The organism is Candidatus Nanopelagicus abundans, from assembly GCF_002288305.1.
In the GTDB taxonomy this organism is placed as follows: Bacteria; Actinomycetota; Actinomycetes; order Nanopelagicales; family Nanopelagicaceae; genus Nanopelagicus; species Nanopelagicus abundans.
This window is the reverse complement of the sequence record NZ_CP016779.1, coordinates 431,087-458,067: the sequence shown is the minus strand read 5'-3', so window position 1 is coordinate 458,067 and position 26,981 is coordinate 431,087. Positions and strand designations below refer to the sequence as shown.

Here is a 26,981-nt window from a genome sequence, read left to right as displayed (position 1 = left end):
CAACACCTGCGATCGTTTTTGCAGATGCAAATCGTTTGCATTAACCTAAGGCAGTGAGTAAACCCACCCAACTACGCCAACATCTGCGATTTACACGGCAGGAATTGCCATCGTTGATTGGAGTTTTTTCAGTAGTAGCATTTTTACATATTGCTGGCTGGGGTTTATTTATTCACTTCAATTCAAATCCAGCCTATAGCTCATTAACTGATTCAAGTGGCGCACTTGTCTACGCAGGCGCTGGCGCACTTGCCTACTCTTTTGGATTAAGACACGCTTTTGATGCCGACCATATTGCGGCCATCGATGACACCACCAGATTGATGCTGGCAAAAGGTAAAAATCCAATAGCTCTCGGATTATTTTTCTCATTAGGCCACTCAACTATTGTGCTAGCACTATGTATCGGTGTGGCATTTGCCGCCCGCCAAGCCGCTAAATTTCAAAAAGATTTTGCCGAGACAGGTGGCTTAATTGGAGCATCAGTTTCAACTATCTTTTTGTATCTAGTTGGAATCCTGAACCTAGTTATTTTGATTGGGATTATTAAAGTTTGGAAGCAGGCGAAAACCGGTAAGTTTTCCCATGAGCATTTGACTGAGTTATTAAATGAGCGCGGGCTAATGCGCAGGGTATTCCGTGGCGTATTCAAGAAAGGCTTTGATCACTCCTGGCAGTTATACCCAGTTGGTGTTTTATTTGGCTTAGGTTTTGATACTGCAACTGAGGTAGCACTACTTGCGCTATCAGCTACCGCCGCAGTGGGCACTGTTGGTGGCTTTCTGCCACCTCTTGCAATCATCGCACTACCTTTAATTTTTGCAGCTGGAATGTCACTAATGGATTCCCTTGATGGAATATTTATGACTAAAGCCTATGCCTGGGCTTTTACTTCTCCGCTTCGAAAAATCTATTACAACATAACGACAACTGGCTTATCGATTTTTGTAGCATTTGTAATTGGAACAATTCAGTTTGTCAGCGTACTTGCAAATAAAACAAATATTGATAATTATCAACCATTTACCTTCATTGCGTCACTTGATTTAAATCGAGTGGGCTACTTTATTGTTGCATCATTTGTGGGCACATGGCTTATCTCGGTCTTGATTTGGCGCCTTGGAAGGTATGAAGCTCGTTACTCTTCAGGTATTAAAGAGACCGAGCATGAGCATAAAGAGTTTAAGCTTTAATCCACATACAAATCATTTATAAACTCTTTAGTTCCTGGCACCACGGCATACTTATCTAAGTCAGTTATACCTTCACTTGCTAAAACCTCATCATCAATAAAGAAGTTTCCGCTGCACTCTTTACCAGCTCTATTTAGGATTATGTATGCAGAGTCTGAAATGATTTCAGTAGTTCTGCAAAAAGCGGTATCTATGCCTGGAATCATGGCAAGGGCTGCGGTATCAATTGCAGTCCTTGGCCAAAGAGCATTAACTCCAATGCCATCTCGCTTTAACTCATCTGCTAATCCCAAAACACACATACTCATTCCATACTTTGCCATTGTGTAAGCAAGGTGGGGCTTAAACCATTTTCCTTTCATAGAAAGTGGTGGTGAGAGCATCAAGATATGTGGGTTACGACCTTCTTGAGCACTCTTCTTTAAATATGGCAGAGCAGCTTGGGATGTTAAAAATGTGCCGCGAGTGTTTACACCCATCATTAAATCAAATCTCTTCGCCGGCGTGCTTTCAGTATTTGTTAAATTTATAGCAGAAGCGTTGTTAATTAGAATATCAATTCCGCCAAATGCTTGTGCGGTCTGTTCTATTGCTGATGCAATCTGATTCTCATCTCGAATATCACATTGAATTGCCAGTGCGTTACCACCGGCTGCTTCTATTTCTTTTGCTGCAGTATGAATTGTGCCAGGCAGTTTTGGATGTGCTTCTGTGGTCTTTGCTGCGATTGCAATTGATGCACCCTCTTTTGCAGCTCGTAGCGCAATTGCTAAACCAATACCTCGAGAGCCACCAGTTATAAATATTCGCTTACCTATAAGTGACATTACTTGACCTTACTCTTTTTTGCTAAAAAGTTCATAAACGCAAGTTGTGCTTCATCAGATTCTGCTGCCATTTTAAATAAAACTCCTTCAGCTTTCATAACCTGATTAAGCGCCTCATGTGATCCACTCTTAAGCAACGCCTTGGTATTAATTACCGCATTCGGTGGTTGCTCTGCAATTTCATTGGCGAATGCCATTGCAGCAGCTAACTCATCAGCTGCTATGGAATTAATTAAGCCCATCTCTTTCGCTTCATCTGCAGAAAAAGTTCTACCCGTAAGCAATATTTCAGAAGCTTTTGCGTGTCCTACTAACCTTGGGAACAAGTAACTTGAACCGCCCTCAGCAACTAGGCCAAGTGAAACAAATGGCATAGAAAATTGCGTATCTGGATTTGCTGTTACAAGGTCGCAGTGAAGCAACATGGTTGTACCGATTCCGACAGCTCTACCTTTAACTGAAGCGATTAATGGTTTTGGGAAATTGTGAATTGCAAATAGAAAATTAAACACTGGAGATCCCTCATCCATTTGTGGATCATTCGCAAAATCATTGATGTCATTACCTGCTGTAAATGAATCACCATTTGAATTAATTACAACCGCTCGGATTGAGAAATCTCCTGCTGCTTCATTTATTTTATCTGCCAACCTTTGATACATATCCTGAGTTATCGCATTTTTCTTTTCAGGCCGATTTAAGGTCAGGCGTAGAACCGCGCCAATTTGCTCATCTAATATAAAACTCACGCGGTAATAATAGGTGCAAATTGCCAAAATGCCATGTGCCTTGACGGGCTCATAAATAAGAGCACAATGGAGCCAGATCATTGGAGACGGCCTTGGACGTTAACATTTTGCTTCGAGAGTTAACCCCGTTTGAGCAGTTAGTCTGTGAGCATCTATGCGATGGGCTAACAAATTCAGCAATTGCTAAAACAACAGCTCATACTGAAAAAGTAATCGAGAACACTGTCTCACGTGTTGCCCATGCATTTTCGATCAAATCAAATGGTCAAGTAAATGTCAGAGTTTTATTAGCCCTTACATATCGCTCACATTTTGGTGACAATGCTTTTGATAAATTAGGAGCCACTTGCAGGCACCTAACAGCTGGACCAAATGGTGAACAAATTTGTGCAAGACATTCTGATTAATTGAAATCTTGTTTTAAATATTAGCTAAACCTATTATCTCTCAAATATATACCCATCCATTGGTATATTAGGGGTAGTAAAATTTTATAAATTCATTTGTAATTAAAAGTATAAAATAAGATTTAGATTCCCTATAAATTTTGAATACCTCATTATTTAGTACTAGAATAATTAGATGTTCTCCTCAGATCTAATCCCATCGCGCCTTTGGGAGTATCTAATCGCGACAATTTTGATCATTTTAGCCCCTGGACCATCAGTGCTTTTCACCATTGCAAGAGCGATTGCTTGGGGTAGGCGAGCAGCAGTTGCAACAGTTTTAGGCAATGCAACTGGAATGTTTTTAGTTTCGGTTTTAGTTGCCGTCGGCCTTGGCCCAGTGCTGCAAAGCTCCAAACCTTTTTACTACGCAGTTCAATTACTTGGCGGGCTTTATCTGATCTATCTTGGGTATGCCGCAATTGCTGCAAGCAAGATTGATGCGCAGTCAATGACAAGTACTGAAGGCTTAAAACCATCAATTATTACCTCAATTAAAAATGGCTTTTGGGTTGGCGTGCTAAATCCAAAATCAATTGTTTTCTTCGCTGCAATTTTGCCAGCCTTTGTTGATCAAGAAAAGAATAATGTAACTTCCCAGCTACTCTTTTTGGGGTTGGTCTTTGCAATTATTGCTTTCATCTCAGATAGTACTTACGGCATTTTAGCTGGCACAGTCAGGCAATGGTTAGCAAGTGATTTGGGTAGGCTGGTATTTATGCGCAGATTTGGTGGAAGCGTCATGATTGGGCTTGGTTTATTCACAATCGCCTCCGCAATCCTCACCGCTTAATCAAGCACTTTTAGTGGTGTTAACTGATAATCAATGTCAGTGGTCAGTGCCAGAGTTATACTAAGAAAATCCACATAGGCCCTCATGGGCGCAAAGAAAAGAGTAATAATGGCATCATCTAATGCAGTAGGAAATGCTCGTGAATTTATCTCACCATCTGATTTAACTTTTTCTTGGGGCGGTTGCCACAGGTGTTTATGGCTTAATTACAATCATGGCCTTCGAACTCCTGGTTTTATGCCATTAGTTGGTGATCTTGCAAATATGCAAGAAAAATACTTTGAGAATAAAACTACAGCAGATATCGCACCAGTCCTGCCAGAAGGCAAGGTGACTGATTTAGGTGGTTGGGTTAAATCATCTTTTATTAATGTAAATGCTAAGCCAACTAAGTATGCAATTCGAGGTAAATATGACTTACTAATTGAGTTCACCGATGGCACTTATGGAATTATTGATTGCAAATTCCAAGCAAAGGATTCAGATAAGACTGATCTATACCAACCTCAGCTTGAGGCCTATGCATTTGCTTTAGAAAATCCAGCAGCAGGTGAGGCTAAGAAAGTTTCACTAATGGGATTACTAGTTTGGTCATTACTAGAACCAGCAGGTGATGTTAATAAAGGATTTGGACTTAAGTTAAAGCACACCTGGCGACCAATTACTAGAAACCCAGAAGCACTCTCAACTAGGTTAACTGATTTTATTACTGTAGTTAGCTCGCAAATGCCAGGGGCAAAAGATAACTGTGATATGTGTAATTACTTAACAACACGCAGAGAGTTTATTAGCGAGAAGTAATTAGGCATCATCTTCATCAAATTCAGTCCTATCCTTAAAACTTTTTTTGATAGCATCTTTAGCATCTGATGCATAAGTATCTGATACATACTCCTGCTTAGATAACTGGGCTATTTTTTCCATAAGTTCATTGGTAGCAGCTCTGAGTACACCTTGATCAGTTGAATCTCCTGTGAAATAAATTGGTTCACCAAATACCATTTCAACTCTTCTCACCTTAGGCACAACTTGCCCAGTTGGTTGAATCTCAGCGGTATTAAACATTGCAACTGGAATTACTGGAGCTGCTGATTCAATTGCCATTCGAGCAATACCAGTCCTGCCCTTATAAAGACGACCATCGGGGGATCTTGTTCCTTCCGGATAGATGCCAAGGCAATGGCCCTCATTAAGAAGTCGTAGCCCAGTTAATAAAGCTGCCTCACTTCTTTTTCCGCCAGAGCGATCAATTGGGACCTGACCTAGTGCAATGAAGGTTAACTTTTTAATAAACCCTTTTAAGCCAGGTGAGGTGAAGTACTCACTCTTTGCCAAAAAAGTAACCTTACGAGGAACTACTAGGGGCATAAAGATTGAATCGCTAAAGGAGAGATGATTTGAAGCAATGATTACGCCACCGTTACTTGGCACATGCCTTAGTCCGGTTACCTTAGGTCGAAAAATAAACATTAGGAGCGGAATCAAAAAGGACTTTAATATCGAATATGCCACGGGTCTAATTTAGTGGCTAAGGGAATCTGTGCCACCATCTGAGCGTGAATTCGATTCCAAACTCAGCCGGATTTAACCTAACTGGTGGAAAAATAGGTGTGCTGGTTCTACATGGCTTTACCGGATCTCCAGTATCAATTGCACCTTGGGCAAATTATTTAAACACTCTTGGTTACACCGTATCCGCGCCATGTCTGCCAGGTCATGGCAGTAGTTGGCAGCAAATGAATAAAACTACTTGGCAAGATTGGTATAAAGCAGCTGAGCAAGAATTATTAGAGTTACAAAAAAATTGTGATCGAGTATTTATTGCTGGTTTTTCAATGGGAGGAGCTTTAGCACTTCGGCTTTGTCAGATTCGTAGCAGTGAAGTTGAAGGCTTGCTACTACTAAATCCTTCAATTCATGATCGTCGCTTATTTCTTAAATTAACTCCATTTCTTAAACACTTTATTTCCTCAGTTAAAAAAGGGCCAACTGATATCGCAGCCCCTAATCCAATAAAGCATGCATATCACCGCACTCCCCTTAAAGCATTCGACTCGCTTCGAAAACTGTGGCAGATAGTTGAACGCGATCTGTATTTAATCGATCTACCAATTATGGTGGCCTATTCAATTAATGATCACGCCGTTGATCCTGAAAACTCAATGACTGTAATTGATAATATTTTTTCAGTAGATATTCGGGAAGTTATTTTTGAGAACTCATATCATAATGTTGCAATTGACTATGACTGTGAACAATTAAATGCTGAAAGTAAATTATTTATTCAAGATGTGTTAAGTGGTGAATTAAAGCGAGGCAGTGATTTTAATGAGACTGATCTAGTAGATGCAGAGTTTGATTCAATAGTCTCTGGATTATCACTCGATGAATCCTCCCCTACTACCTACCTAGATGAGTTAGATGGTATTTATGAAGTAGAACGTTTTAAGCCACCAAATCCTCACCGCTTTATACTAAATAAAAATCAGCGATTATCTTTAGTTGGTTTAACTTCAAGTCTTGTATATCTACTTGCTTATAATTTAACTGATTTTGAAGTATTAGGGCTTTGGCCGGTAGTAATTGGCGTGAGTGCCTCTGTTGCTAATTTAATTTGGGATACTGCTCGAAAAGATGATGACTATGAAGATGGAGCTACGCTCTAACTAGATCTGCAGCCCCAATTAATCCGGCATCATTTCCAAACTTTGCAGCGATGATTTTTGGTGGCACATGTGATTCAGCAAATGGCATGTATTTACGCATTGCAGCTCTGACAGGTGTTAAAAATAATTCACCAGCATCTACTACTCCCCCACCAATAATTATTGCTTGCGGGTCAATTATTAATGAATACGATGCGCATGCTAAGCCAAGCCAATCAGCTTGTTTACTAAATGCAGCTAAGGCCAATTCATTACCAGCTTTTGCTGCCTTTGTTAACGCAGTTCCAGATAATTTACCTTCCCCAAAATTTAATACTTCTTCAGATTTATCTGGATTGGCCAGTAAGGCTTCATTGGCATAACGAATTAATGCACCACCTGATGCATATTGCTCAATACATCCCTTAGCGCCACAGCCACATAAAAGTCCATTTGGCACCACACACATATGCCCGAACTCAGCACCAATACCGTTTGCACCTTTAAATAATTTGCCATCAATTACTAGACCACCACCTACGCCAGTGCCAATTATAAAAAACATTACTGGATTTAAACCTTTGGCACTACCAAACTTAAATTCTGCCCACATTGCTGCATTTGCATCATTTTCGATAATTATGGGTAGTTTAAATTCTTCTTTGATTTCATTTGCAAAATTTAGCTTACTTAAGTTTGCAATATTTGGAGCACCAACAATTGTTCCATAATCTGAGGAGATTAGTGCTGCAATACTTATTCCAATACCTTTGATTTCATGTTTCTTATTCAACTCTTTTACTAAATTAACTACTGATGAAATTAGTTCTTTACCACCCTCAGCAGGTGTTGAGCACTTTGATGAATCAATTAAATTTCCACTACTGTCTACGACTCCTGCAGAAATCTTTGTGCCACCTATGTCAATACCAATTGTTAAATCTGAACCTTTAATTACAGTGTTCAATTAGTTTTCTAGTTTTTCTTTCAATTGTTTTAGGGCTAAATCAATTGTAGATTTTTCAGCTTTCGTGCGCATAATGTCTGGCACTGGCATTGAAAGTGCCACAGTTAATTCAAAGGTAACTTCAGTTTCATCACCATTATCTTTAACAATATAACCACCGCTCATCTGCGTTAGTAGATCAGCATCTTCTAATGAAAAATCTAAACGATCAGGATACGCCGACCAGTCGTAATTTAATGTTGGCTTATCTTTAAGTGCGCCAGCATCAACACTCATGCTCACCTGTGTTGGCCTGCCCTGCCCATCACTAGCTAATACCGTTACTGACTTAAAAGAGGTTGACCAGCTTGGGTAACTAGCAATATCAAATAAAACTGCCCGAACTTCATCGACGCTGGCAGTGATACTTACTGTTGAGGTGCTTACTGACGACATGGCTCAATGTTACCGCCTAGTAGGAGTTTTGTATTCTCAGCAATATTAAGGGGCTGCCTTATGGCGTAAATATCCCCGCTGATATAGCGTTCCCCCCATGAATGAAGTGACCATCAATTCAATTATTCCACCGGCGGCTGCAGGTAACTTAACTAACTTAATAGCTGAGCGTGCCCACTTTGAACCAGAGCGAGTAATTGTCTCGCGCCCATTAGGTGATGGCTGGCAGGCAGTTACAGCAAAGGCGTATGAGGAAGAAATCAAAGCTGTTGCTAAAGGTTTTATTGCCTCAGGAATTAATGTTGGTGATCGAGTTGCGATCATGGCAAAGACTCGTTATGAGTGGACAGTTTTAGATTTTGCTATTTGGTATGCGGGCGCAGTACCTGTGCCAATCTATGAAACATCTAGTGCTGAGCAAGTTGATTGGATTTTAACTGACTCAGCAGCGGTTGCCATAATTGTTGAAACTCCTGCTCTAGTTGAATTAGTGACACCAGTTATGCCAGCAAGTTGTAAAAATATTTGGAATATCACTTATAACGCACTTGCTACCTTAGCCCACGATGGTAAAGATGTAAGTGATGAGGAAATAAGTAAGCGAAGGGCAGCTTTAAAGCCAGAAACTCTTGCTACTTTAATTTATACCTCTGGTACAACTGGTAAACCAAAGGGTGTTCAACTAACTCATGGAAACTTCTTATCTGAATGTGGAAATGTTGTAAATGGCGCAAGTGATCTTTTCTTAAAGCCTGGTGGATCAACACTTTTGTTCTTGCCAGTCGCACACGTATTTGGTCGAATGGTTCAAATTGGCGCAATTACAGCAGGCCTTCACTTAGCTCATTGCAGTGATTTAACTAGATTACCAAAAGATCTGGGTAGCTTTAAACCAACTTTCGTGTTAGCCGTACCACGTATTTTTGAAAAAATATTTAATGGCGCAGAAGCAAAGGCAGAAGCTGCAGGCAAAGGAAAGATTTTCCATAAAGCAGCAGAGGTTGCAATTGCATACAGCAGAGCATTAGATGCCAAGAGTGTTCCACCATTATTAAAACTGCAACATGGCTTATTTGATAAATTAGTTTATTCAAAGATTCGCGCTGGCCTTGGTGGCAGAGTTGAAGCTGCGATTTCAGGTGGAGCGCCTTTAGGTGAGAGATTAGGCCACTTCTATCGTGGAGCTGGCGTTAGAGTATTAGAGGGCTACGGCTTAACTGAAACCACAGCAGGTGCAACTTTAAATCTAACTTCTGCGCACAAAGTAGGAACAGTTGGTAAACCTATTCCTGGCACAACAATAAAGATTGCCGAAGATGGTGAAGTATTAATTAAGGGACCAATCGTGATGAAGGGTTACTGGCAAAATGATGCAGCTAACGATGAAGTTTTCACTAAAGATAATTACTTTAAATCTGGGGATCTTGGAAAATTAGATGATGAAGGTTACCTATCAATTACTGGACGTAAGAAAGAATTAATTGTTACAGCCGGCGGTAAAAATGTTGCACCAGCAGTCCTTGAAGATCGTCTGCGCTCTAATCCATTAATTAGTCAATGCATGGTAGTTGGCGATAACAAACCATTTATTGCAGCACTAATTACCTTAGATCCAGATTCGATTAGGCCTTGGGCAGTTGCTAATAAGAAAGAAAATGCTTCTATTGCCGAGTTAGCGAAGGATCCAACACTTATTGCCGTGATTCAAACTGCAGTAGATGACACAAATAAAGCAGTTAGCCGAGCTGAGTCAATTCGTAAATTTTCGATTCTGCCAGTTGATTTTACAATTGCGGGCGGTCAACTAACAGCTAAGTTATCGGTTAAGCGCCATGTGGTATCACAGCAATTTGCTAGCGAGATTGATGAACTCTTCGCCTAATTCAGAACGAACTCGACTAGCTCGAGAGCTTCATGATGGTTTGGCACAGGAGTTAGCATCCTTAGGTTACCGGCTAGATCAAATAATTGGCAGTAATAATTTAGACAACATTAATCGCACTCCCCTTCGCCAGATTAGATTTTCAATAAGTGGCTTAATTAATCAGGTTAGAGATGAGATCTTTGAACTGCGCACAAATGAAAGCAGATCTATTAAAGAACAATTAGATCAGCACTTATCAACAATACTTTCTCATACTGATATCACCTATGAAATTCAAGGTGAGGTTGAAGTTAAATCCGAGCAGCGCTTTGAATTACTGCGAGCAGTTAGAGAGTTAGTAATTAATGCAATGCGTCATGCAAATTGCTCAGTAATTAAGATCAAATTAACAGTAAATCAAATTCAAATAAAAGATAATGGAAATGGTGGCGCCCTTGAAAAACAACACTCTTACGGACTGCTAGGCGTCAAGGAGCGACTTGAAGGAATAGGTGCGCTAATTGAAATTAAGTCCGGGTCCACTGGGAGCATAATCTTAATTACACTCTAGTTTATGGATATTGTCGTAGTTGATGATCACCATTTAATTAGATCTGGATTAATAGCTGCGCTAGCAGAAACTGACTTTAATGTCGTAGCTGAAGCATCAACAGTAGGTGAAGGATTAGCAGTCATTAATAAATTTCAGCCTGATATTGCCTTAGTTGATATTAACTTAGGTATATCAAGTGGTTTAGATTTAATTAAAATTGCTATATCCCAAAAGAGTAAATGTAAATTTGTAGTGCTGACCATGCATGATCAAAGTGAAATACTAGAAAGTGCAAAATCGGCTGGGGCAAGTGCTTTTGTTACTAAAGGTGCTGCGATTAATGATTTAATTGAAATTATAAACTGTATTAGTGCTGGTTCAAATAAGTTTATGAAAGCTGGTGAATTAAAACAATCAAAGCAAGTCATTGATTTTGATCTAACGAATCGAGAGTTAGATGTACTTTCACTGCTACCAACCGGAGCAACGGCATCAGCTATTGCTGGCATGCTTTTTTTAACCGAGCCCACTGTTAAGACTCATCTATCGGCAATCTATCGAAAACTAAGTGCGGAAACCGTGCGCAAGCAGTGAGTATCGCTTTAGTAAATAATTTAATTATCCAATAATAATTTGTTAAATTTCTTAGACCAATTACTCATCTGCCAGTTCTCCATGACCCAATCTCGACCTGCCTGACCCATTTGCTTACCCTTGATTGGATCATCAAGTAATTTACAAATTGCATTTGAAATCTCATCAACCTTACTTGAATCAACTAGTAGCCCAGTTACGCCATCAATTACTGCATCAGCTGCGCCCCCTGAGTTACCGACCACAACTGGCTTGCCACATGCACTAGCTTCTAAATAAACAATTCCTAGCCCCTCCACTTCAAGACCTGAAAATCTAGAACGAACTGGCATTGCAAAGATCTCTGAAATAGCTAAGTAATCTGGCAATTCATCATGTGAAACTCTGCCGGCAAATACAATTTTATGAGTAATCCGTAGCTGCCTTGCTGAGTTCTCTAACATCTGTTTAATTGGGCCAACACCTACTAGTAACAAAATTGCATCCGGATGTGATTGTAATATTTTAGGCATAGCTTGTATTAATTGATCTTGCCCTTTGCGGTGAACTAACCTGGCAATACAAATTATTACTCGTCTATCTTCTAATCTATATTTTGCAATTAATTTAGCACTAGCAGTTCTAGGCATAAAATGGTTGGTATCTATACCTGGGGCAATTTGTATTAGTTTATTTGGCTCATTACTCACTTTAGTAATTTCACTTTTTGTAAAATTCCCAAGGTAGCCAAGGTAATTAACATCAGTAATAATCTTCTTAAGTAGCTGTTTAAATATAGGAATCTTTGCCCACCAGACCTCATGACCATGGCTTAAAGCCACAATATTGCTCACTCCATTTTTACGAAGCGCACTAGCCATTAACGCCAGTGGAGCTGCTGCGCCAAACCAAACCCTGGTTATTGATTCATTCTTTAATATTTTTATCGCTCGTTCTGTAATTCTTGGAGTTGGTAGCAAAATTTTAGCTCTATCTCTAATTACTCTTGCGCCAAATTTTTCATATAGCCGCTTATCAAACTCGACCGATCCTTTTTGTGCGGATGTATAAATAACTAGAGCGCCAAATGGCATTCCTTCAATCAGGCCTAGAAGAAAAGTTTCAATACCACCTGCTCTTGGACCAAGATCATTTGTGATTAATAAAACTTTTTTCTCACTATAAACGGCGTGCTCCTATATAAGGCTTCTTGCCCATATTCATATTAGCAATTTTTACTCGACTGCCTGATCTAGGCGCAGTCAACATACGATCTGGAGAAAGATATATGGCCACGTGTGAGATTGGTTTTCCAAAAAATACTAAATCACCTGCCTGTAAATCTTTTCTGGCAATTGCTTTGCCATATTTATATTGGGCTCTTGAAGAATGTGGCAGTGAAACACCGGCTGCGCCAAATGCGCGCATGGTTAATCCTGAGCAATCCCAAGTTGTAAGCCCGTCAGCACCGAAGACATACCTATCCCCAATTTGGGCCAGTCCATACTTAATTGCAACTCCTGCTCGACCAGAGAGTGAACCATACTTGCCAGCATCAGCAAGTGATCTCTGTTGATCGGTATCTTCTTCATCATCATTTAATTTTGCAAGTCGCACTCGATCTGCAGCAGTTAATTTTGCTAGTAATGCCTCTGCCTCATCTAATTTTGAGTTAGCAGTTTCTAATTGTTTTTTAAACCTAACCTCAGCTGCTTTTACTAATGATAATTTATCGGCCACAGTTAAAGATGTGGCATTTAATCTTTGTGTAGCTACGGAAAATTTCTTTAAATCAGCGCTCTTTTTTCTAGTAACCGCCTCAAGTGAACCAGCTGTTGATAAATACAACGAAGGATCAGAGGAAAAAAGTAGTTCTAATGATTTACTAAGTGGTCCAGACTTATATTGATCAGCTGCAATAGCGCCAATTAATTTGTTCATTGCAGTTACTGAGGCACCTTGCTGGCTTGCTTCCTGCTGTACAGTAACTAAAGTTTTATTTAATTTTGCCAAAGTTACCTTGGCTTCCTGCGCACCTTCAGCAGCTGTTGTGGCCTGCTCCTGCAGATCTCTAACCCGACCCTGCACCTCAATTAGATTTGGAGCAGCATTGGCTGAAATTGGTGTTAATACTGTTGCTGCGATAAAAATAGAAAAAAGTGAGCGCAGTAATTTTCTCATTCAGAAATGCTAGCCATCATTGGCTACGATTCTCAACCCAACATAAGCGTAGCGGGCTGAGAATTTTCCAAATTTTGTGATCTTTTTTACTATTTAGCCGATATTTCGCAATTTCAGATTCCTGCCTGCTTTAAATCTTAAAGGGGGTACTAGGCCAGCATTTGAAAGCAAATTAATTGCAGCTTCATCACCTTTTGTGAGTTCAGCGTTTTTACCAGGCAGCGGCTTAATTTCAAGCAGCACAGAAATAACACAATCGCCACAGGCGATCTCTCTCATTACACATGTTTGACAATTTATGATCATAGTAAAAGAGTAGGAGTAGGCACTGACACTCGCTAACCTGCTACCTATGAGAGCCTTAATAACCACCGCAAATTTGATCGTGGGTAAATCAGGAGCCACCACCGTAGCTGGTTCATCCATTGGGCTATCTAATGATGAGGATCGAAAGCGATTTAAACAGCTGCGAGAAGAATCTGATCTGATCATCATTGGTGGCAATACCGCCAGGCGCGAACCTTATAAGCGCACACCTATCCCACTTTATATTCTTACCCACACCAAGGTTAGATTGCAGCCAAAGAATCAATTAGCAAAGCAGTTCTTACTAACTCCTGCGCAATTGTTTAAGGAGATAAGTGAAAATTTTCCGCCAATAGAAAGCTCATCCGCTATAAAAGTTCTAGTTGAAGCAGGGCCCATGTTGCTTCAATCACTCATTGATCAAGGCTTAATTGATCATCTTTATCTAACCACTAATTTAGTCAAAGATGGCGAGAATAGAATTTCAGTAGATCACCTTGTGGCTAACTTTGAATTAGTAAGTCAAGAAATCATCGAAGAAACTAAGTTTGAACGGTATAAAAAAATTTAACCAGCAGCTATTACTGCTACTCCAGTTATTGCAAAAACAATACCTACATACTGAATTTTATGCAGACGCTCCTGTAGAAGTTTAAAAGCTAACAGTGCAGTAACAATTGGATATAGCGAACCTAAAACAACAGCTAAGGAGACCAAACCTTTAGTAGTTGCAACCCCTAAGAAAAGATTTGCAATAAAATCTGCTGCGCCTATTACAATTAAAATTGGAACATTCTTCTTTGATAATCCTCCTAAAGTTCTATATTTTGCAAGCAAAAATAAAGAGACAATAAAAGTAGTAAAGCGCATAGTTGTCATGGTCATAATTGCACTTGAACTTGATCCTTGGGCAATAAAAGCAACTGCGCCACCAAATCCAAAGGCAGCAATGACTGCATAAACTAATGGCCTTATGGTCATGCCAGCTTTTATTTCTGGCCCACTTGCAAAAACTGCGCCAACTAAAGCAATACTCATACCGCTTAGCTGCATTGTGTTTGGCTTCTCGCCATTAATAAATGCAATTGTTAAAGGAATTAAAACACTTAGTGCGCTAATTGGTGCAACAACGCCCATTTGCCCAGTTGCAAGTCCAGTATAAAAAGCTATTAAGCCAATAAATCCGAGTAAGCCAGCTAATACACCGGGTAGGAAAAAATTATCCCAACTTAGAGTTGGCAATAGCCAAGATGAACTAATTACAACAATTAAAATTCCAGTTATTAAACCAATACTTTGCGATGCAGCTGTAACTGCCAAAGCTGGATGGCGTTTAGTTAATTTGCCGCCAAGGAAATCAGCGCTGCCCCACAACAAAGATGAGAACAAAGCGAGAATTGTGGCCATAAGTTAAGCCTAGCGCGCTGGTCTGAGTTTTTAATTATCACTAATTCCTCGCGCCTTCACTTACTTACCCCATATCCAATTTATCCTTTAGCCATGAAATTAAGCTTTGAGCAATTAACTGCGCCGATATTGGCACTTAAGCCACGGGGTGAAATATCACTTGAGGCTGTGCCAGCTCCACAAAAATTGGCACCACATGCATTAGCAATGACTGCAGATGTTTTAGAAGATGCTGCAACCGGTCGATTTGTTTTACTACATGATCCTGCTGGTCAAGAGGGTTGGGGTGGACAATGGCGATGTGTAACTTTTGCTAGATCTGCAATTGATTTAGAGATGGCATCTGATCCATTACTACCTGAAATAGGTTGGACCTGGTTACTTGAAGCACTTAAGAAAAATAACTGTGAATTTAGTGCACCAAGTGGCACGGTAACTAGAGTTGCAAGTGCCTCCTTTGGTGCATTAGCTGATCGAGAAGAAGATTCTGAGATGGAAATTCGTGCATCATGGACACCAACTGATGGTGAAAATTTACTATCTCATGTAAATGCTTGGCTTGAACTACTTGCAATGGCAGCTGGTCTTGAGCCAATCCCGCAAGGTGTTAGTTCAATCGCTCGTAATAGTTAGACTAAGTAGGAAATGAGTACCCCACTTCTAGTACCCCGTAATGCTATGTCTACTCTTGTAGAAGATGAAAGTAGCTTTGAAGAATTAATTAATCAATTAGCCCTGGGTAATGGCCCAATTGCAATTGATGCCGAACGTGCATCTGGCTATCGATATAGCCAGCGAGCTTATTTAATTCAGATTTATCGCAAAGACGGTGGATTACATTTAATAGATCCAATCCCCCTAAAAGATTCAAAATTATGGAAAAAATTTAATAAACAGTTTTCAAGTTGTGAGTGGGTAATTCATGCCAGTACTCAAGATTTGCCATGCCTAATTGAGGTTGGTTTAAAGCCAACACTGCTATTTGATACTGAATTAGGGGCACGAATTGCAGGTTGTGAAAGAGTTGGCTTAGGAGCACTAGCAGAAAGTTTATTAGAACTAACTCTTGCTAAAGAGCATTCAGCTGTTGATTGGTCTATTCGCCCATTAAAGCCTGAATGGATTACCTATGCCGCTCTCGATGTTGATATTTTACTTGATATTCGAAATGCAGTTGAGAACTTACTTACTGAGCAAAAAAAATTAAAGTGGGCCCAGCAGGATTTCACATCAATATTAAAGAACTATAAAGATTACAAATTCTCAGATCAACCAAAGGCTGATCGATGGCGGCGCACCTCTGGTATGCATAAGGTTCGAGATAGATTGACGATGACAATTGTTAGAGATTTATGGCTAGCCCGAGATGAAATAGCTAGGCAAATAGATCTAGCACCCGGTCGAGTATTAGGAGATTTAGCAATTATTGAACTTGCAATAATTAGGCCAGATAATCTTGAAGCTGTTGCTAAGGTAATTAGCTGGCGCACTAAATTAGAATCACCGCCATTTAATACCTGGCTTAAGGTTTTAACTGACTCACCAAAGACGCCCCTTGATCAACAACCTGAATTTCGAGTTGCTTCAGAGAATTTACCGCCAATGAAGATTTGGAAGGAAAAGAACCCACTTGGATATGCCAGGTTAACTCACGCTAGAGCAGCGCTAATTGAGTTATCAAAACAAATTCAAATCCCTACTGAAAACCTAGTAACTCCTGAATTGGTAAAAAAGATATGCTGGCAGCAACCACCTTCTAGTAGCAGTGAATATGAAAGCTTTGTGATTACCCAATTAACTCAAATGGGAGCACGCCCCTGGCAGATTGAACAGGTTAGCCCTGTAATAGCGGCTAAATTAGATGCGATTGAGCCGGTGGTAGTTGTTGAGCCCCCGGCGGGCGAATCTGAGGCTGAAGCGAGCGCGTAAGGATTATCACAGGAATTACGCAACACTTAAGTTGCGTAATTCCCTACCCTAGGCATAGGCTCAAGCCATGTTAAGTACCTTTTTAATCGCACTTCGCGAAGGACTTGAGGCGGCATTAATTGTCGGCATCCTAGTTGCCTATGTGGTTAAGACTGATCGTCGCCAACTTCTAACTCCAATTTGGACTGGCGTCGGTATTGCGCTCGCTGCAAGTTTTGCACTTGGCGGCTTTCTAAGTTTTACCTCAGCTGAATTATCAGAGCGTGGTGAACAATTCTTCGCTGGTACTACATCCTTTGTGGCAGTTGGTTTAGTTACCTGGATGGTTTTTTGGATGAAGCGAGTAGCTAGAACCTTAAAAGATGATCTTCATGGCAAGGTTGATACTGCCCTTAGCGCTGGCCCATTAGCTCTCGCTGCTGCTGCTTTTTTTGCAGTTGCTAGAGAGGGACTTGAAACCGCATTATTTGTTTATACAAACTTTAAAACTGTCGCTGCTACATCAGGTGCCTCAATCGGCTTAGTTGCAGGTCTGGCAGTTGCAGTAATTCTTGGTTACTTAATCTATAACCGCTCAATAAAGTTAAATTTAAGTAAGTTTTTTAAGATCACAGGTGTGGCATTAATTATTGTTGCAGCTGGAGTTCTCTCCTATGGCGTGCATGAGTATCAGGAGTTGGGCTGGTTACCTGGTGATGGCTCATACGCTTGGGATATCTCATCAGTCATGGCAAAGGATTCAATTGCAGGCACATTACTAGCTGGCACAGTTGGCTTTGATGTAAACACATCTTGGGTGCAACTAGCACTTTGGGCCACCTACCTTGGCTTAGTTTTACGCCTATACACACGCCCGGCTAGGACAGTTCAAACTTTAGTAAGTAAGTAAGCCCACTACCCAATATCATTACTGGCTAGTAACCTAAGCCTTATTAGGTTTATCTAGCTAGGAGTCTTTAATGATTAAAAGCGCTACAGCAAAGACCAATGTGGTTTTAGTAGATGCGGTTAGAACTCCATTTGGTAAAGCTGGCTCTTTATATGCTGGCACTAGAGCTGATGACATTATGGTTCGCTGCCTTCGCGGCCTACTTGAGCGAAATCCAAATCTGCCAGTTGATCAAATTGATGATGTTGCAATTGCCGCCGCTACCCAAACTGGTGATCAAGGAATGAATATTGGTCGATCTGTTTCAATCCTTGCTGGTATTCCAAAATCAGTACCTGGATATTCAATTGATCGATGGTGTGCCGGTGCGTTAACAGCAGTAACAACAATTGCTGGTGGCATAAATATGGGTGCTTATGATTTAGCAATTGCAGGCGGTGTTGAACATATGGGAAATCATCCGATGGGTGATGGCATGGATCCAAATCCAAGATACTTAGCCGAGAGAATTGTTGAAACTGATGCGCTGCAAATGGGCGCAACTGCTGAAAGATTACATGACAAGTTTCCACACCTAACTAAAGATCGAGCAGATAAATACGCTCTTGCCTCCCAGCAAAAAACTGCTGCAGCATATGCTGCAAATAAGATTCAACCTGATTTAATTCCAGTTGCAACTAGAACTGTTGAGTTAGGTTGGGGTGTGGCAACAGTTGATGAACCACCTAGGCCGCAAACAACTTTAGAAGCATTAGGCGCTCTTAAGACACCATTTCGCGCAGCTGGTCGAGTAACAGCTGGAAATGCTGCTGGTTTAAATGATGGTGCAACAGCTGCAATTTTGGCATCAGAGAGTAAAGCTAAAGAATTAAACCTGCCAATTAAAGCCAAATTAGTTTCATTTGCATTTGCCGGAGTTGAGCCAGAAATTATGGGATACGGCCCAGTGCCTAGCACGATTAAAGCACTTAAAAAAGCTGGCTTAGATATTTCTGATATTGGTTTATTTGAAGTCAATGAAGCATTTGCAATTCAAGTACTTTCATTTCTAGATCATTTTGGAATTGCCGATGATGATAAGCGAGTAAATATCTATGGCGGGGCAATTGCAGTTGGGCATCCACTTGCTTCATCTGGAGTGAGATTAATTCTTAACTTAGCAAACGCCTTTACTGATCACCCAGAGGTTAGATACGGCATTACAACAATGTGTATCGGTCTTGGTATGGGTGGCACAATCATCTGGGAAAATCCAAACTATAAAGGTGCTAAGTAGTGGTTGAAGTATTAGCGGGCGCTCCTGATGAGGTAGTAACAAATGCAATACTGCGAATGGTTTCATTGAGCCCATTTGGTCATACTGGTGAATTAGCTTTAATTACCTTAGATAACGGGGCAGATCATAATCGCCCAAATACATTTGGTCCGGCTTCCCTTAATTCACTTTCAGCTGCGATAGATCAAGCTAAGAAATCAGATGCAGTTGCAATTGCAGTAACTGGTAAGCCATTTATATTTGCAGCAGGTGCTGATCTATCAGGAGTTGGCTCAGTAAGTGATAAATCAGTTGCTACCGCCTTTGGCGATCTTGGTCATGAAGTTTTTCTAAAACTATATGAAAGTAAGAAACCAACCTTTGCATTTATTAATGGTTTAGCTCTAGGTGGCGGCCTTGAAGTTGGTCTTAACTCTCATTACCGAACTCTGGCTTCAACTGCCTTTATTGGCCTACCAGAGTGTTTCCTTGGATTAGTTCCTGGATGGGGTGGGGCAACACTGCTACCAAAGCTTATTGGTCCAGAAAATGCGGTTCAGGTGATTATATTAAATGCTTTAAATAACAACACCATGTTAAAAGCTAAAGATGCCCTATCACTCGGTGTGGTCGACGCGGTTTATGAACCAGCTGATTTTCTTGAACATTCTGTTAAGTTTGCAGCAGATATATTAAGTGGGAAAAAGAAAATTGATCGCAAAGATTTTAGTAAAGATAGCACAGGTTTTGAGAGAGCTATTGCCACTGGAAAAGCTGCAGTTGCTAAAAAATATAGCGGCGCACAAATACCTTCTCCCCTTGCCGCTCTTGAATTAATAAAAGCTGCGCAAACAAATACGGTAAGAGATGGATACGCAGCTGAAACAAAGGTGTTATCAGATTTAGTAATGAGTGATGGCCTACGTGCTTCACTTTATGCATTTAATTTAATACAGAAGAAACGCAAAAAAGTTGAGGGTGCTCCTAAACCTGCTCTTGCTCGTAAAATTACTAAAGTTGGTGTGGTTGGCGCTGGTCTTATGGCCTCTCAGCTTGCCCTACTTATGCTGCGTAATTTAAAAGTTCCAGTAGTAATTACTGATTTAGATCAGGAGCGAGTAGATAAGGGTCTAGCTTGGATAAAAAATGAGATCCAAAAGTTAGTTGATAAGAAAAGATTAAATCCTGAGGCAGCAACTCGCTTACTAGGTAATATCTCTGGCTCAGTTGATCAGAAGGTATTTGCTAACGCAGATTTTATTCTTGAGGCAATATTTGAAGAGCTATCTCTAAAGCAAAAGCTTTTTAAAGATCTAGAAGCGATTATTACGCCAGAGTGTATTTTAGCAACAAATACCTCATCCCTTTCAGTTGAAGCTATGAGTGAGGGACTTAAGAATCCAGAAAGAGTTGTTGGTTTTCACTTCTTTAATCCAGTGGCAGTAATGCCTTTGCTTGAAGTTGCTAGAACATCTAAAACAGATGATGCAACTGTTGCAACTGCAATAAATATTGGTAAAGATCTAAAGAAAACTATGGTTATTGTTAAAGATGCACCTGCATTTGTAGTTAACCGCTTACTAACTAGATTTATGGGCGAAGTTACTGATGCAATGGATGAAGGAACTGCCTATGAGGTCGCAGATGCTGCGATGGCTCCTTTAGGTTTTCCAATGTCCTCACTTGAATTACTTGGCTTGGTAGGACCAGGAGTAGCGCTGCATGTTTCTCAAACTCTAAATAAGAATTTAGGAGTTCGCTACAAAGTTTCACCAACAATGCAACGCTTTGTTAAAGAAGGTGTTAAAACTTTCTATGTTAAAAATGAGCAAGGTATTAACACTGTAAACCCTGCAGCACTTGCACTACTTGAAAAAGGTGAGAAGGCTTCAACGGCAGAGCAGGTTAGAAGGCGAGCATTAGAGGCGATAGCAACTGAAGCAAAGATGATGCTTGATGAAGGTGTTATTTCAACTCCACAAGAGATTGATATTTGTATGTTGCTCGGCTCAGGTTGGCCAATGCATTTAGGCGGAATACTTCCTTATTTAGATCGTGAAGGAATTAGCGAAGCGGTTTGCGGTGCTCGTTTTCATCCAAAGGGAGTGGCATCTCTTCCTTAGTATCTACTGAAAACTCATCACTACTCCATGTAACAAGTGATCTTGTAATATTTTGAACAGTAATTCCTAAATCTTCTAAAATCTGTGCTCTCTTAGCATGTTCTAAAAATTCTAGTGGCACTCCAATTGAATGAACCGGCACATGAAGTGCAGATTCTCTAAATAACTCAGAGATTGTGCTGGCAATACCACCATGCTTAATGCCATCTTCAATTACTACTACTTTCTTATAGCGCTGGGCCATTGTTACTAAAGATTTTGGTAATGGTTTAACCCATCTTGGATCAATTACAGTAACGCCTACTCCTTCTCGATATGCCTGCGCTGCAGCATCAACTGCAACTTGGGCAAAAGCTCCAATGCTTACTAATAAAATATCAGCGCTCTCTCCTCGATATAAAACATCAATGCCATCTCTTCTTTCAAATGCTGGAATATCTGGATTTACGGCGCCCTTTGGAAATCTAATTAGAGTTGGTGCATTACTTATATCTAACGCTTCTCGAAGAGTTTCTCTAACTCGCTCACCATCACGAGGGGCAGCAACATGTAATGTTGGCACAATTCCAGTTAGCGCTAGATCCCAAATACCGTTATGTGAAGGTCCATCATCTCCGGTAATACCCGCTCTATCTAATACAAATGTCACACCTGCTTTATGAAGAGCCACATCTAATAAAAGTTGATCAAATGCTCTATTTAAAAATGTTGAATAGACAGCTACTACTGGATGAAGGCCTGCATATGCCATACCTGCAGCAGCTGTTGTTGCATGTTGTTCAGCAATTCCAACATCAAAGGTTCTATCTGGATAAGCTTTTTCAAATTTATCAAGGCCAGTTGGTCCCATCATGGCTGCGGTAATAGCTACAACATCACCACGTTTTGCACCGATTTTTACTAATTCATCTGAAAATACACTTGTCCAACTTTGGCCAGCTTTACTAAGTGGTTGTCCGGTCTCAGCATCAACTACACCAACTGCATGAAATTTCTCAGCCTCATCATTAACTGCTGGAGCATGTCCTCTACCTTTTTCAGTAATAACATGAACGAGTACTGGACCACCAAAATCTTTAGCCGATAACAATGCATGCTCGATCGCAGAGATATCATGGCCATCAACTGGTCCAAAATACTTTATTCCTAAATCCTCAAACATTCCTTGTGGTGCAACAATATCTTTAATACCTTTTTTCATTCCGTGTAGGGTTTCATAAATTGGTTGACCTACTACCGGTGTTTTTTCTAAAACACCTTTACCCCAATCTAAAAACTTCTCATAACCACGAGTTGTTCGAAGAGTTGATAAATATGTAGCAAGGCCGCCAATTGTTGGTGAATAGGATCTTTCATTATCATTTACAACTATTACTAATTTTTCTTTTTTATTTGCCGCTATGTTATTAAGTGCTTCCCAACTCATACCACCTGTTAAAGCGCCATCACCAACTACACAAATTACAGTTCTATCATGCTGATTTGTTAATGCAAATCCTTTTGCAATTCCATCACTCCAAGAAAGTGCGGTTGAAGCATGTGAATTCTCAACAACATCATGCTCACTCTCACTACGATTTGGATATCCAGCTAATCCACCGCGTTGACGCAGCTTTTCAAATCCAGCTATTCGCCCCGTTAATAACTTATGAACATAACTTTGATGACCTGTATCAAAGACAATTACATCCTTTGGTGATTGAAAAATTCTATGTAGTGCGATTGTTAACTCAACAACACCAAGGTTTGGCCCTAAGTGACCGCCAGATTTTGATACCTGCTCAATTAAAAAAGATCTAATCTCAGTAGATAATTGATCTAATTGTGTATTTGATAAGCCTTTTAGATCAGCCGGTGATTTAATCTCTGAAAGCATGGTGATAGTTTAAAGCCTGATACTTATTAAAGCGATCTATTTACTCAAAAGTGAGCGTAATACATACTGCATGATTCCACCGTGGCGATAGTAATCTGCCTCACCTGGGGTATCGATACGTAGGCTAACTTTAAAGCTCTTATCCCCTGCTGTGACCGTCACCTCTTTTGGCGTTTGTCCATTATTTAATTCTTCTACACCAGTGATTGAGAAAATCTCACTGCCATCTAATCCAAGTGAGGAAGCATTGGCGCCATTTAAATATTGCAATGGCAATACACCCATGCCAATTAAATTAGATCGGTGAATTCTTTCAAATGATTCTGCAATCACTGCTCTAACACCTAGTAGCGCAGTTCCTTTTGCAGCCCAATCTCGGGATGATCCTGAGCCGTACTCTTTTCCTGCCAAAATTACTAATGGAATATTTTCTGCAATGTATGCCCGAGAAGCATCATAGATTGTTGTCTGCTCCCCATTTGCTAAGAAGTTTTTAGTAAATCCACCTTCAACTCCGTCAAGTAAAAGATTTTTAAGGCGAATATTGGCAAAAGTACCTCTAATCATTACCTCATGATTTCCACGCCTTGATCCATAAGAGTTAAAATCTGCTCGATCAATATTATGTTCGGCTAAATACTTTCCAGCTGGTGAATCAACTTTAATATTTCCAGCAGGAGATATGTGATCAGTTGTCACTGAATCACCTAATACTGCAAGTACACGCGCACCTGAAATATTTGTTACTGGTTTTGGATTCCGTGGCATGGCATCAAAGTAAGGCGGCTTTCTAACATATGTTGAAGCACTATCCCATTCAAAGGTATTACCTGTCGGCGTATCGAGTGATTTCCACCTTTTATCGCCATCAAAAACTGAGGCGTAATCTTTTGTAAACATATCTGAGGAGATTGAAGATGTGATCACGGAATCAATCTCAGCTGTTGTTGGCCAAATATCTTTTAAAAATACAGGTTTACCATCGCTACCTACACCAATCGGATCATTTTCAAAATCATGATCCATCGTGCCAGTTAATGCGTAAGCAACTACAAGTGGTGGTGATGCCAAGTAATTCATCTTTACATCAGGTGAAATTCTTCCTTCAAAGTTACGGTTTCCAGATAGAACTGCAGAGACTGCTAGGTCATTCTCATTAATCGCTTTGCTAATCTCCAGCGGTAGTGGACCTGAGTTACCAATGCAGGTAACGCAGCCATAGCCAACAAGGTTAAATCCAAGCTTTTCCATATATGGAGTAAGTCCAGATCGGTCATAGTAATCAGTAACAACTTTAGAACCTGGTGCTAATGTGGTTTTAACCCAAGGCTTACTAGTTAATCCTTTTTCAACCGCTTTTTTTGCAAGTAGTGCAGCGCCAATCATTACCGATGGGTTAGAGGTATTGGTACATGAGGTAATTGAAGCGATTACGACATCGCCATTTGTAACAGTAGTTGGCTTACCATTTACCTTCACATCAATCTTATTTTTTGTGGTTTTATCACTGAAGTAAGTTGGCGCAATTTTTTCATAAGAACTCTTAGCATCACTTAATGAAATCCGATCCTGTGGTCGTTTAGGGCCTGCAATTGATGGCACAACTTTTGCAAGATCGAGTTCAAGCTTTTCAGAAAATCTTGGTTCAGCTTTTGGATCATGCCAGAGGTTATTAAATTTTGCGTATTTTTCTACAAGTTCTAATTGGTCATTAGTACGCCCAGTAAATTTTAGATAGCGAATTGTTTCTTCATCTATTGGAAAAATGGCGCAAGTAGATCCATACTCTGGTGACATATTTCCAATCGTTGCTCGATTAGCCATTGGTAGCGCACTAACTCCTGGTCCATAAAATTCTACAAACTTTCCAACTACGCCATGCTTTCTAAGCATTTGGGTAATTGTTAAAACCAGATCAGTTGCCGTTGTTCCTACCGGTAGTTGGCCATTTAATTTAAATCCGACAACTTTTGGTATTAACATTGAAACCGGTTGGCCAAGTAGAGCTGCCTCAGCCTCTATGCCACCAACTCCCCAACCAAGGACACCTAAACCATTAACCATTGTGGTGTGAGAATCTGTACCTACTACGGTGTCAGGATATGCACGAAGTTTTCCATCAACTTCTCGACTCATTACTACTCTTGCTAAATATTCAATATTTACTTGATGGACAATTCCAGTTCCAGGTGGAACAACTTTAAACTCATCAAAAGCAGTTTGTCCCCAACGCAGGAAGCGATACCGCTCTTTATTGCGTTGATACTCAATATCAACATTTTTCTCAAACGCATCTTTAGTTCCAAATAGATCTGCAATAACTGAGTGATCAATTACCAATTCAGCAGGGGAAAGTGGATTAACTTTTGCAGGATCTCCACCTAGATCAGCGATCGCTTCTCGCATTGTGGCAAGATCAACAATGCATGGCACGCCAGTAAAGTCCTGCATAATAACTCGAGCTGGCGTAAATTGAATTTCAGTATCTGGCTCAGCATTTGGATCCCAGGCTGCTAATTTCTTTATCTGCTCAGCAGTTATATTTGCACCATCTTCGGTGCGCAGTAAGTTTTCTAATAAAACTTTTAAACTAAATGGAAGATCAACCGCTTCTTTAAAGCTAGTAATATCAAATACTTCATAACTTTTACCTGCGACATCAAGTGTGGTTTTGGTCTTAAATGAGTTCTTACTCAACGCCCCACACCTCTTTCCACCTTCTAATACGCTAATCCTATCTCTTTACTGGTGAAAATCCAGCCACGCACTCAATGTGCTGAGTCATCGGAAAAAGATCATAGGCAGATATGTGATCCAACTTATAGCCCGCGTCGATTAAAGTTTTTGAATCTCTCGCAAGAGCAGCTGGATCGCAAGCAACATAAACAATTTTTCTTGGCTTTAATTTTATCAATTGTTTAATTACTACCTCACCAGCACCAGTTCTAGGTGGATCAAGTAAAACTAAATCTGCTCGCTTAACTATTGGCAATTGTTGTGCAACTAATCCTTGAAGTATTTTAACATTACTCTTATTTAGAAATACTTTTCGAGCATCTGCTACTGCACTCTTATCACTTTCAATTAGGGTGATGAAACCTTGTTCGCCAAGCTCCTTTAAAATTGCTGCTGCAAATAAGCCAACACCTGAATATAGATCACATACATGATCATTGCTTTTAACACCAAGTTGGGCAAGGGCAGCTTTAACTAATGTTACAGGTGCTGATTTATGACTTTGCCAAAACACCTCAGGTGAAATTTTAAATGAATTGCCACCGACTTGCTCAACAATTTGAGTTGGCCCACTAATGCTTCGACCAGATCTCATAACTGAAACCTCACTAGTGCTAGAAACTGCTACCTCAACCCTGGCATCTGATTTCCAGGTTCGAGCAGCTAATTCACTAACGTTCATTCGTTCATCTGCAATTAAACACTGAGAAATTTCAACTACCTCATTACTTCTAGCACCAAAAAATCCTATTTTTCCATTTGGAGAAACTGCAAAATCCATTCGGGTTCGCCAGTGCAATCCATCACTAGGTTCAACTTCAATCACCTCTAGATTAAATCCGAGTGCAGGTAAATCTATTTTCCCAATTCGCACAAACTGCTCTTTTATAATCTCAACCTTTAATTTCCGCTGCGTTAGTAAATCAATATGCTGAAAGTCGCAGCCACCACACTTTCCGGCATACTGACAAGGGGCGCTAACTCGAGATGGCGCAGCTGTTAATACTTCAATAACATCAGCATGAGCAATCTTTGAACTAACTGCTGTTATTTTAATTTTTACTAACTCATTAGTTATGCCATGGCGAACAAAAATAACTTGTCCGTTATGGCGCGCAACAAAATGTCCACCATGTGCGACGGGACCAATAACCAGCTCGATGACCTGCCCAACTTCTAACCGCTCTTGAGCGTTCAATTCCATAGGAGTGAGCCTATGGGTGTAAGTTGTGCT

26 protein-coding genes are annotated in these 26,981 nt (G+C 40.3%); 14 read left to right on the top strand and 12 right to left on the bottom strand.

Annotated features, from left to right (window positions below; genetic code table 11):
• Positions 1-53 precede the first annotated feature (53 nt).
• On the top strand, positions 54-1,193 hold the full coding sequence (locus B1sIIB91_RS02420; RefSeq protein WP_095688044.1) for a HoxN/HupN/NixA family nickel/cobalt transporter: 1,140 nt from the start codon (positions 54-56) through the stop codon (positions 1,191-1,193).
• On the opposite strand, the gene B1sIIB91_RS02415 is transcribed toward B1sIIB91_RS02420, so the two are convergent.
• The gene (locus tag B1sIIB91_RS02415; RefSeq protein ID WP_095688043.1) at positions 1,190-2,020 is read right to left on the bottom strand and encodes an SDR family oxidoreductase; all 831 of its coding nucleotides are present in this window, start codon (positions 2,018-2,020) and stop codon (positions 1,190-1,192) included. The genes B1sIIB91_RS02420 and B1sIIB91_RS02415 overlap by 4 nt on opposite strands.
• Positions 2,020-2,769: an enoyl-CoA hydratase-related protein gene (locus tag B1sIIB91_RS02410; protein ID WP_095688670.1), complete on the bottom strand. Its 750-nt coding sequence runs from the start codon at positions 2,767-2,769 to the stop codon at positions 2,020-2,022. The genes B1sIIB91_RS02415 and B1sIIB91_RS02410 overlap by 1 nt, the downstream gene beginning before the upstream one ends.
• Positions 2,770-2,861: 92 nt before the next feature.
• On the opposite strand from B1sIIB91_RS02410, the gene B1sIIB91_RS02405 reads away from it, so the two are divergent.
• From B1sIIB91_RS02405 to B1sIIB91_RS02395, 3 genes are all read left to right on the top strand, one after another.
• Entirely contained in the window at positions 2,862-3,176 is a 315-nt protein-coding gene (locus tag B1sIIB91_RS02405; RefSeq protein ID WP_095688042.1) for a chemotaxis protein CheY, read from the top strand.
• A 175-nt stretch (positions 3,177-3,351) separates the two neighbouring features.
• Complete coding sequence (locus B1sIIB91_RS02400) at positions 3,352-4,008, top strand: LysE family translocator (protein WP_095688041.1); 657 nt, start codon at positions 3,352-3,354, stop codon at positions 4,006-4,008.
• 108 nt (positions 4,009-4,116) lie between these two features.
• Positions 4,117-4,809: a PD-(D/E)XK nuclease family protein gene (locus B1sIIB91_RS02395; protein WP_223298616.1), complete on the top strand. Its 693-nt coding sequence runs from the start codon at positions 4,117-4,119 to the stop codon at positions 4,807-4,809.
• Here the strand turns inward: B1sIIB91_RS02395 and B1sIIB91_RS02390 are convergent, their stop codons facing one another.
• Complete coding sequence (locus B1sIIB91_RS02390; RefSeq protein ID WP_095688039.1) at positions 4,810-5,478, bottom strand: lysophospholipid acyltransferase family protein; 669 nt, start codon at positions 5,476-5,478, stop codon at positions 4,810-4,812.
• Positions 5,479-5,564: 86 nt separating this feature from the next.
• On the opposite strand from B1sIIB91_RS02390, the gene B1sIIB91_RS02385 reads away from it, so the two are divergent.
• Entirely contained in the window at positions 5,565-6,674 is a 1,110-nt protein-coding gene (locus B1sIIB91_RS02385; protein WP_095688038.1) for an alpha/beta hydrolase, read from the top strand.
• Here the strand turns inward: B1sIIB91_RS02385 and B1sIIB91_RS02380 are convergent.
• Both B1sIIB91_RS02380 and B1sIIB91_RS02375 read right to left on the bottom strand, forming a co-directional pair.
• Positions 6,664-7,620, bottom strand: a complete 957-nt coding sequence (locus B1sIIB91_RS02380) for an ROK family glucokinase (protein ID WP_095688037.1) — start codon at positions 7,618-7,620, stop codon at positions 6,664-6,666. The two genes, B1sIIB91_RS02385 and B1sIIB91_RS02380, sit on opposite strands and share 11 nt — an antisense overlap.
• Positions 7,621-8,055: an SRPBCC family protein gene (locus tag B1sIIB91_RS02375; protein ID WP_095688036.1), complete on the bottom strand. Its 435-nt coding sequence runs from the start codon at positions 8,053-8,055 to the stop codon at positions 7,621-7,623.
• Between the two features lie 97 nt (positions 8,056-8,152).
• On the opposite strand from B1sIIB91_RS02375, the gene B1sIIB91_RS02370 reads away from it, so the two are divergent.
• The 3 genes from B1sIIB91_RS02370 to B1sIIB91_RS02360 are packed head-to-tail and all read left to right on the top strand — an operon-like array spanning position 8,153 to position 11,066.
• Positions 8,153-9,937 carry an AMP-dependent synthetase/ligase gene (locus B1sIIB91_RS02370; protein WP_095688035.1) on the top strand — a complete coding sequence of 595 codons (1,785 nt, stop codon included), beginning with the start codon at positions 8,153-8,155 and terminating at the stop codon, positions 9,935-9,937.
• Positions 9,921-10,490: a sensor histidine kinase gene (locus tag B1sIIB91_RS02365; protein WP_095688034.1), complete on the top strand. Its 570-nt coding sequence runs from the start codon at positions 9,921-9,923 to the stop codon at positions 10,488-10,490. Before B1sIIB91_RS02370 ends, B1sIIB91_RS02365 begins: the two co-directional genes overlap by 17 nt.
• A gap of 3 nt (positions 10,491-10,493) precedes the next feature.
• On the top strand, positions 10,494-11,066 hold the full coding sequence (locus B1sIIB91_RS02360; RefSeq protein WP_223298615.1) for a response regulator transcription factor: 573 nt from the start codon (positions 10,494-10,496) through the stop codon (positions 11,064-11,066).
• Positions 11,067-11,086: 20 nt separating this feature from the next.
• On the opposite strand, the gene B1sIIB91_RS02355 is transcribed toward B1sIIB91_RS02360, so the two are convergent.
• From B1sIIB91_RS02355 to B1sIIB91_RS02345, 3 genes are all read right to left on the bottom strand, one after another.
• Positions 11,087-12,139 (bottom strand): glycosyltransferase family 4 protein, encoded by a 1,053-nt coding sequence (locus B1sIIB91_RS02355; protein WP_095688033.1) that lies wholly within the window; start codon positions 12,137-12,139, stop codon positions 11,087-11,089.
• Positions 12,140-12,224: 85 nt separating this feature from the next.
• On the bottom strand, positions 12,225-13,226 hold the full coding sequence (locus B1sIIB91_RS02350; RefSeq protein WP_095688032.1) for a C40 family peptidase: 1,002 nt from the start codon (positions 13,224-13,226) through the stop codon (positions 12,225-12,227).
• Positions 13,227-13,319: 93 nt separating this feature from the next.
• A complete protein-coding gene (locus tag B1sIIB91_RS02345) occupies positions 13,320-13,505 on the bottom strand; it encodes a hypothetical protein (protein ID WP_095688031.1) in 186 nt (61 codons plus the stop codon).
• 73 nt (positions 13,506-13,578) lie between these two features.
• Here B1sIIB91_RS02345 and B1sIIB91_RS02340 point away from each other — a divergent pair, with 73 nt between their 5' ends.
• Positions 13,579-14,103 (top strand): dihydrofolate reductase family protein, encoded by a 525-nt coding sequence (locus tag B1sIIB91_RS02340; RefSeq protein WP_095688030.1) that lies wholly within the window; start codon positions 13,579-13,581, stop codon positions 14,101-14,103.
• Here B1sIIB91_RS02340 and B1sIIB91_RS02335 read toward each other — a convergent pair.
• On the bottom strand, positions 14,100-14,939 hold the full coding sequence (locus tag B1sIIB91_RS02335) for a DMT family transporter (RefSeq protein WP_095688029.1): 840 nt from the start codon (positions 14,937-14,939) through the stop codon (positions 14,100-14,102). The genes B1sIIB91_RS02340 and B1sIIB91_RS02335 overlap by 4 nt on opposite strands.
• A 93-nt stretch (positions 14,940-15,032) precedes the next feature.
• Here B1sIIB91_RS02335 and B1sIIB91_RS02330 point away from each other — a divergent pair, with 93 nt between their 5' ends.
• From B1sIIB91_RS02330 to B1sIIB91_RS02310, 5 genes are all read left to right on the top strand, one after another.
• The gene (locus B1sIIB91_RS02330; RefSeq protein ID WP_095688028.1) at positions 15,033-15,572 is read left to right on the top strand and encodes a DUF3000 domain-containing protein; all 540 of its coding nucleotides are present in this window, start codon (positions 15,033-15,035) and stop codon (positions 15,570-15,572) included.
• A 12-nt stretch (positions 15,573-15,584) separates the two neighbouring features.
• On the top strand, positions 15,585-16,868 hold the full coding sequence (locus B1sIIB91_RS02325; protein WP_190279182.1) for an HRDC domain-containing protein: 1,284 nt from the start codon (positions 15,585-15,587) through the stop codon (positions 16,866-16,868).
• A 67-nt stretch (positions 16,869-16,935) separates the two neighbouring features.
• Complete coding sequence (gene efeU / locus B1sIIB91_RS02320) at positions 16,936-17,757, top strand: iron uptake transporter permease EfeU (RefSeq protein WP_095688026.1); 822 nt, start codon at positions 16,936-16,938, stop codon at positions 17,755-17,757.
• Positions 17,758-17,827: 70 nt separating this feature from the next.
• Positions 17,828-19,033, top strand: a complete 1,206-nt coding sequence (locus B1sIIB91_RS02315) for a thiolase family protein (RefSeq protein ID WP_095688025.1) — start codon at positions 17,828-17,830, stop codon at positions 19,031-19,033.
• Positions 19,033-21,135 carry a 3-hydroxyacyl-CoA dehydrogenase NAD-binding domain-containing protein gene (locus tag B1sIIB91_RS02310; RefSeq protein WP_095688024.1) on the top strand — a complete coding sequence of 701 codons (2,103 nt, stop codon included), beginning with the start codon at positions 19,033-19,035 and terminating at the stop codon, positions 21,133-21,135. Before B1sIIB91_RS02315 ends, B1sIIB91_RS02310 begins: the two co-directional genes overlap by 1 nt.
• Here B1sIIB91_RS02310 and dxs read toward each other — a convergent pair.
• The 3 genes from dxs to B1sIIB91_RS02295 are packed head-to-tail and all read right to left on the bottom strand — an operon-like array spanning position 21,077 to position 26,951.
• Positions 21,077-23,011 carry a 1-deoxy-D-xylulose-5-phosphate synthase gene (dxs, locus tag B1sIIB91_RS02305; protein WP_095688023.1) on the bottom strand — a complete coding sequence of 645 codons (1,935 nt, stop codon included), beginning with the start codon at positions 23,009-23,011 and terminating at the stop codon, positions 21,077-21,079. The two genes, B1sIIB91_RS02310 and dxs, sit on opposite strands and share 59 nt — an antisense overlap.
• A gap of 36 nt (positions 23,012-23,047) precedes the next feature.
• Positions 23,048-25,708, bottom strand: coding sequence for an aconitate hydratase AcnA (acnA, locus tag B1sIIB91_RS02300; protein WP_095688022.1), 2,661 nt, complete (start codon positions 25,706-25,708; stop codon positions 23,048-23,050).
• A 37-nt stretch (positions 25,709-25,745) separates the two neighbouring features.
• Entirely contained in the window at positions 25,746-26,951 is a 1,206-nt protein-coding gene (locus tag B1sIIB91_RS02295; protein WP_095688021.1) for a class I SAM-dependent RNA methyltransferase, read from the bottom strand.
• Between the last annotated feature and the right edge of the window lie 30 nt (positions 26,952-26,981).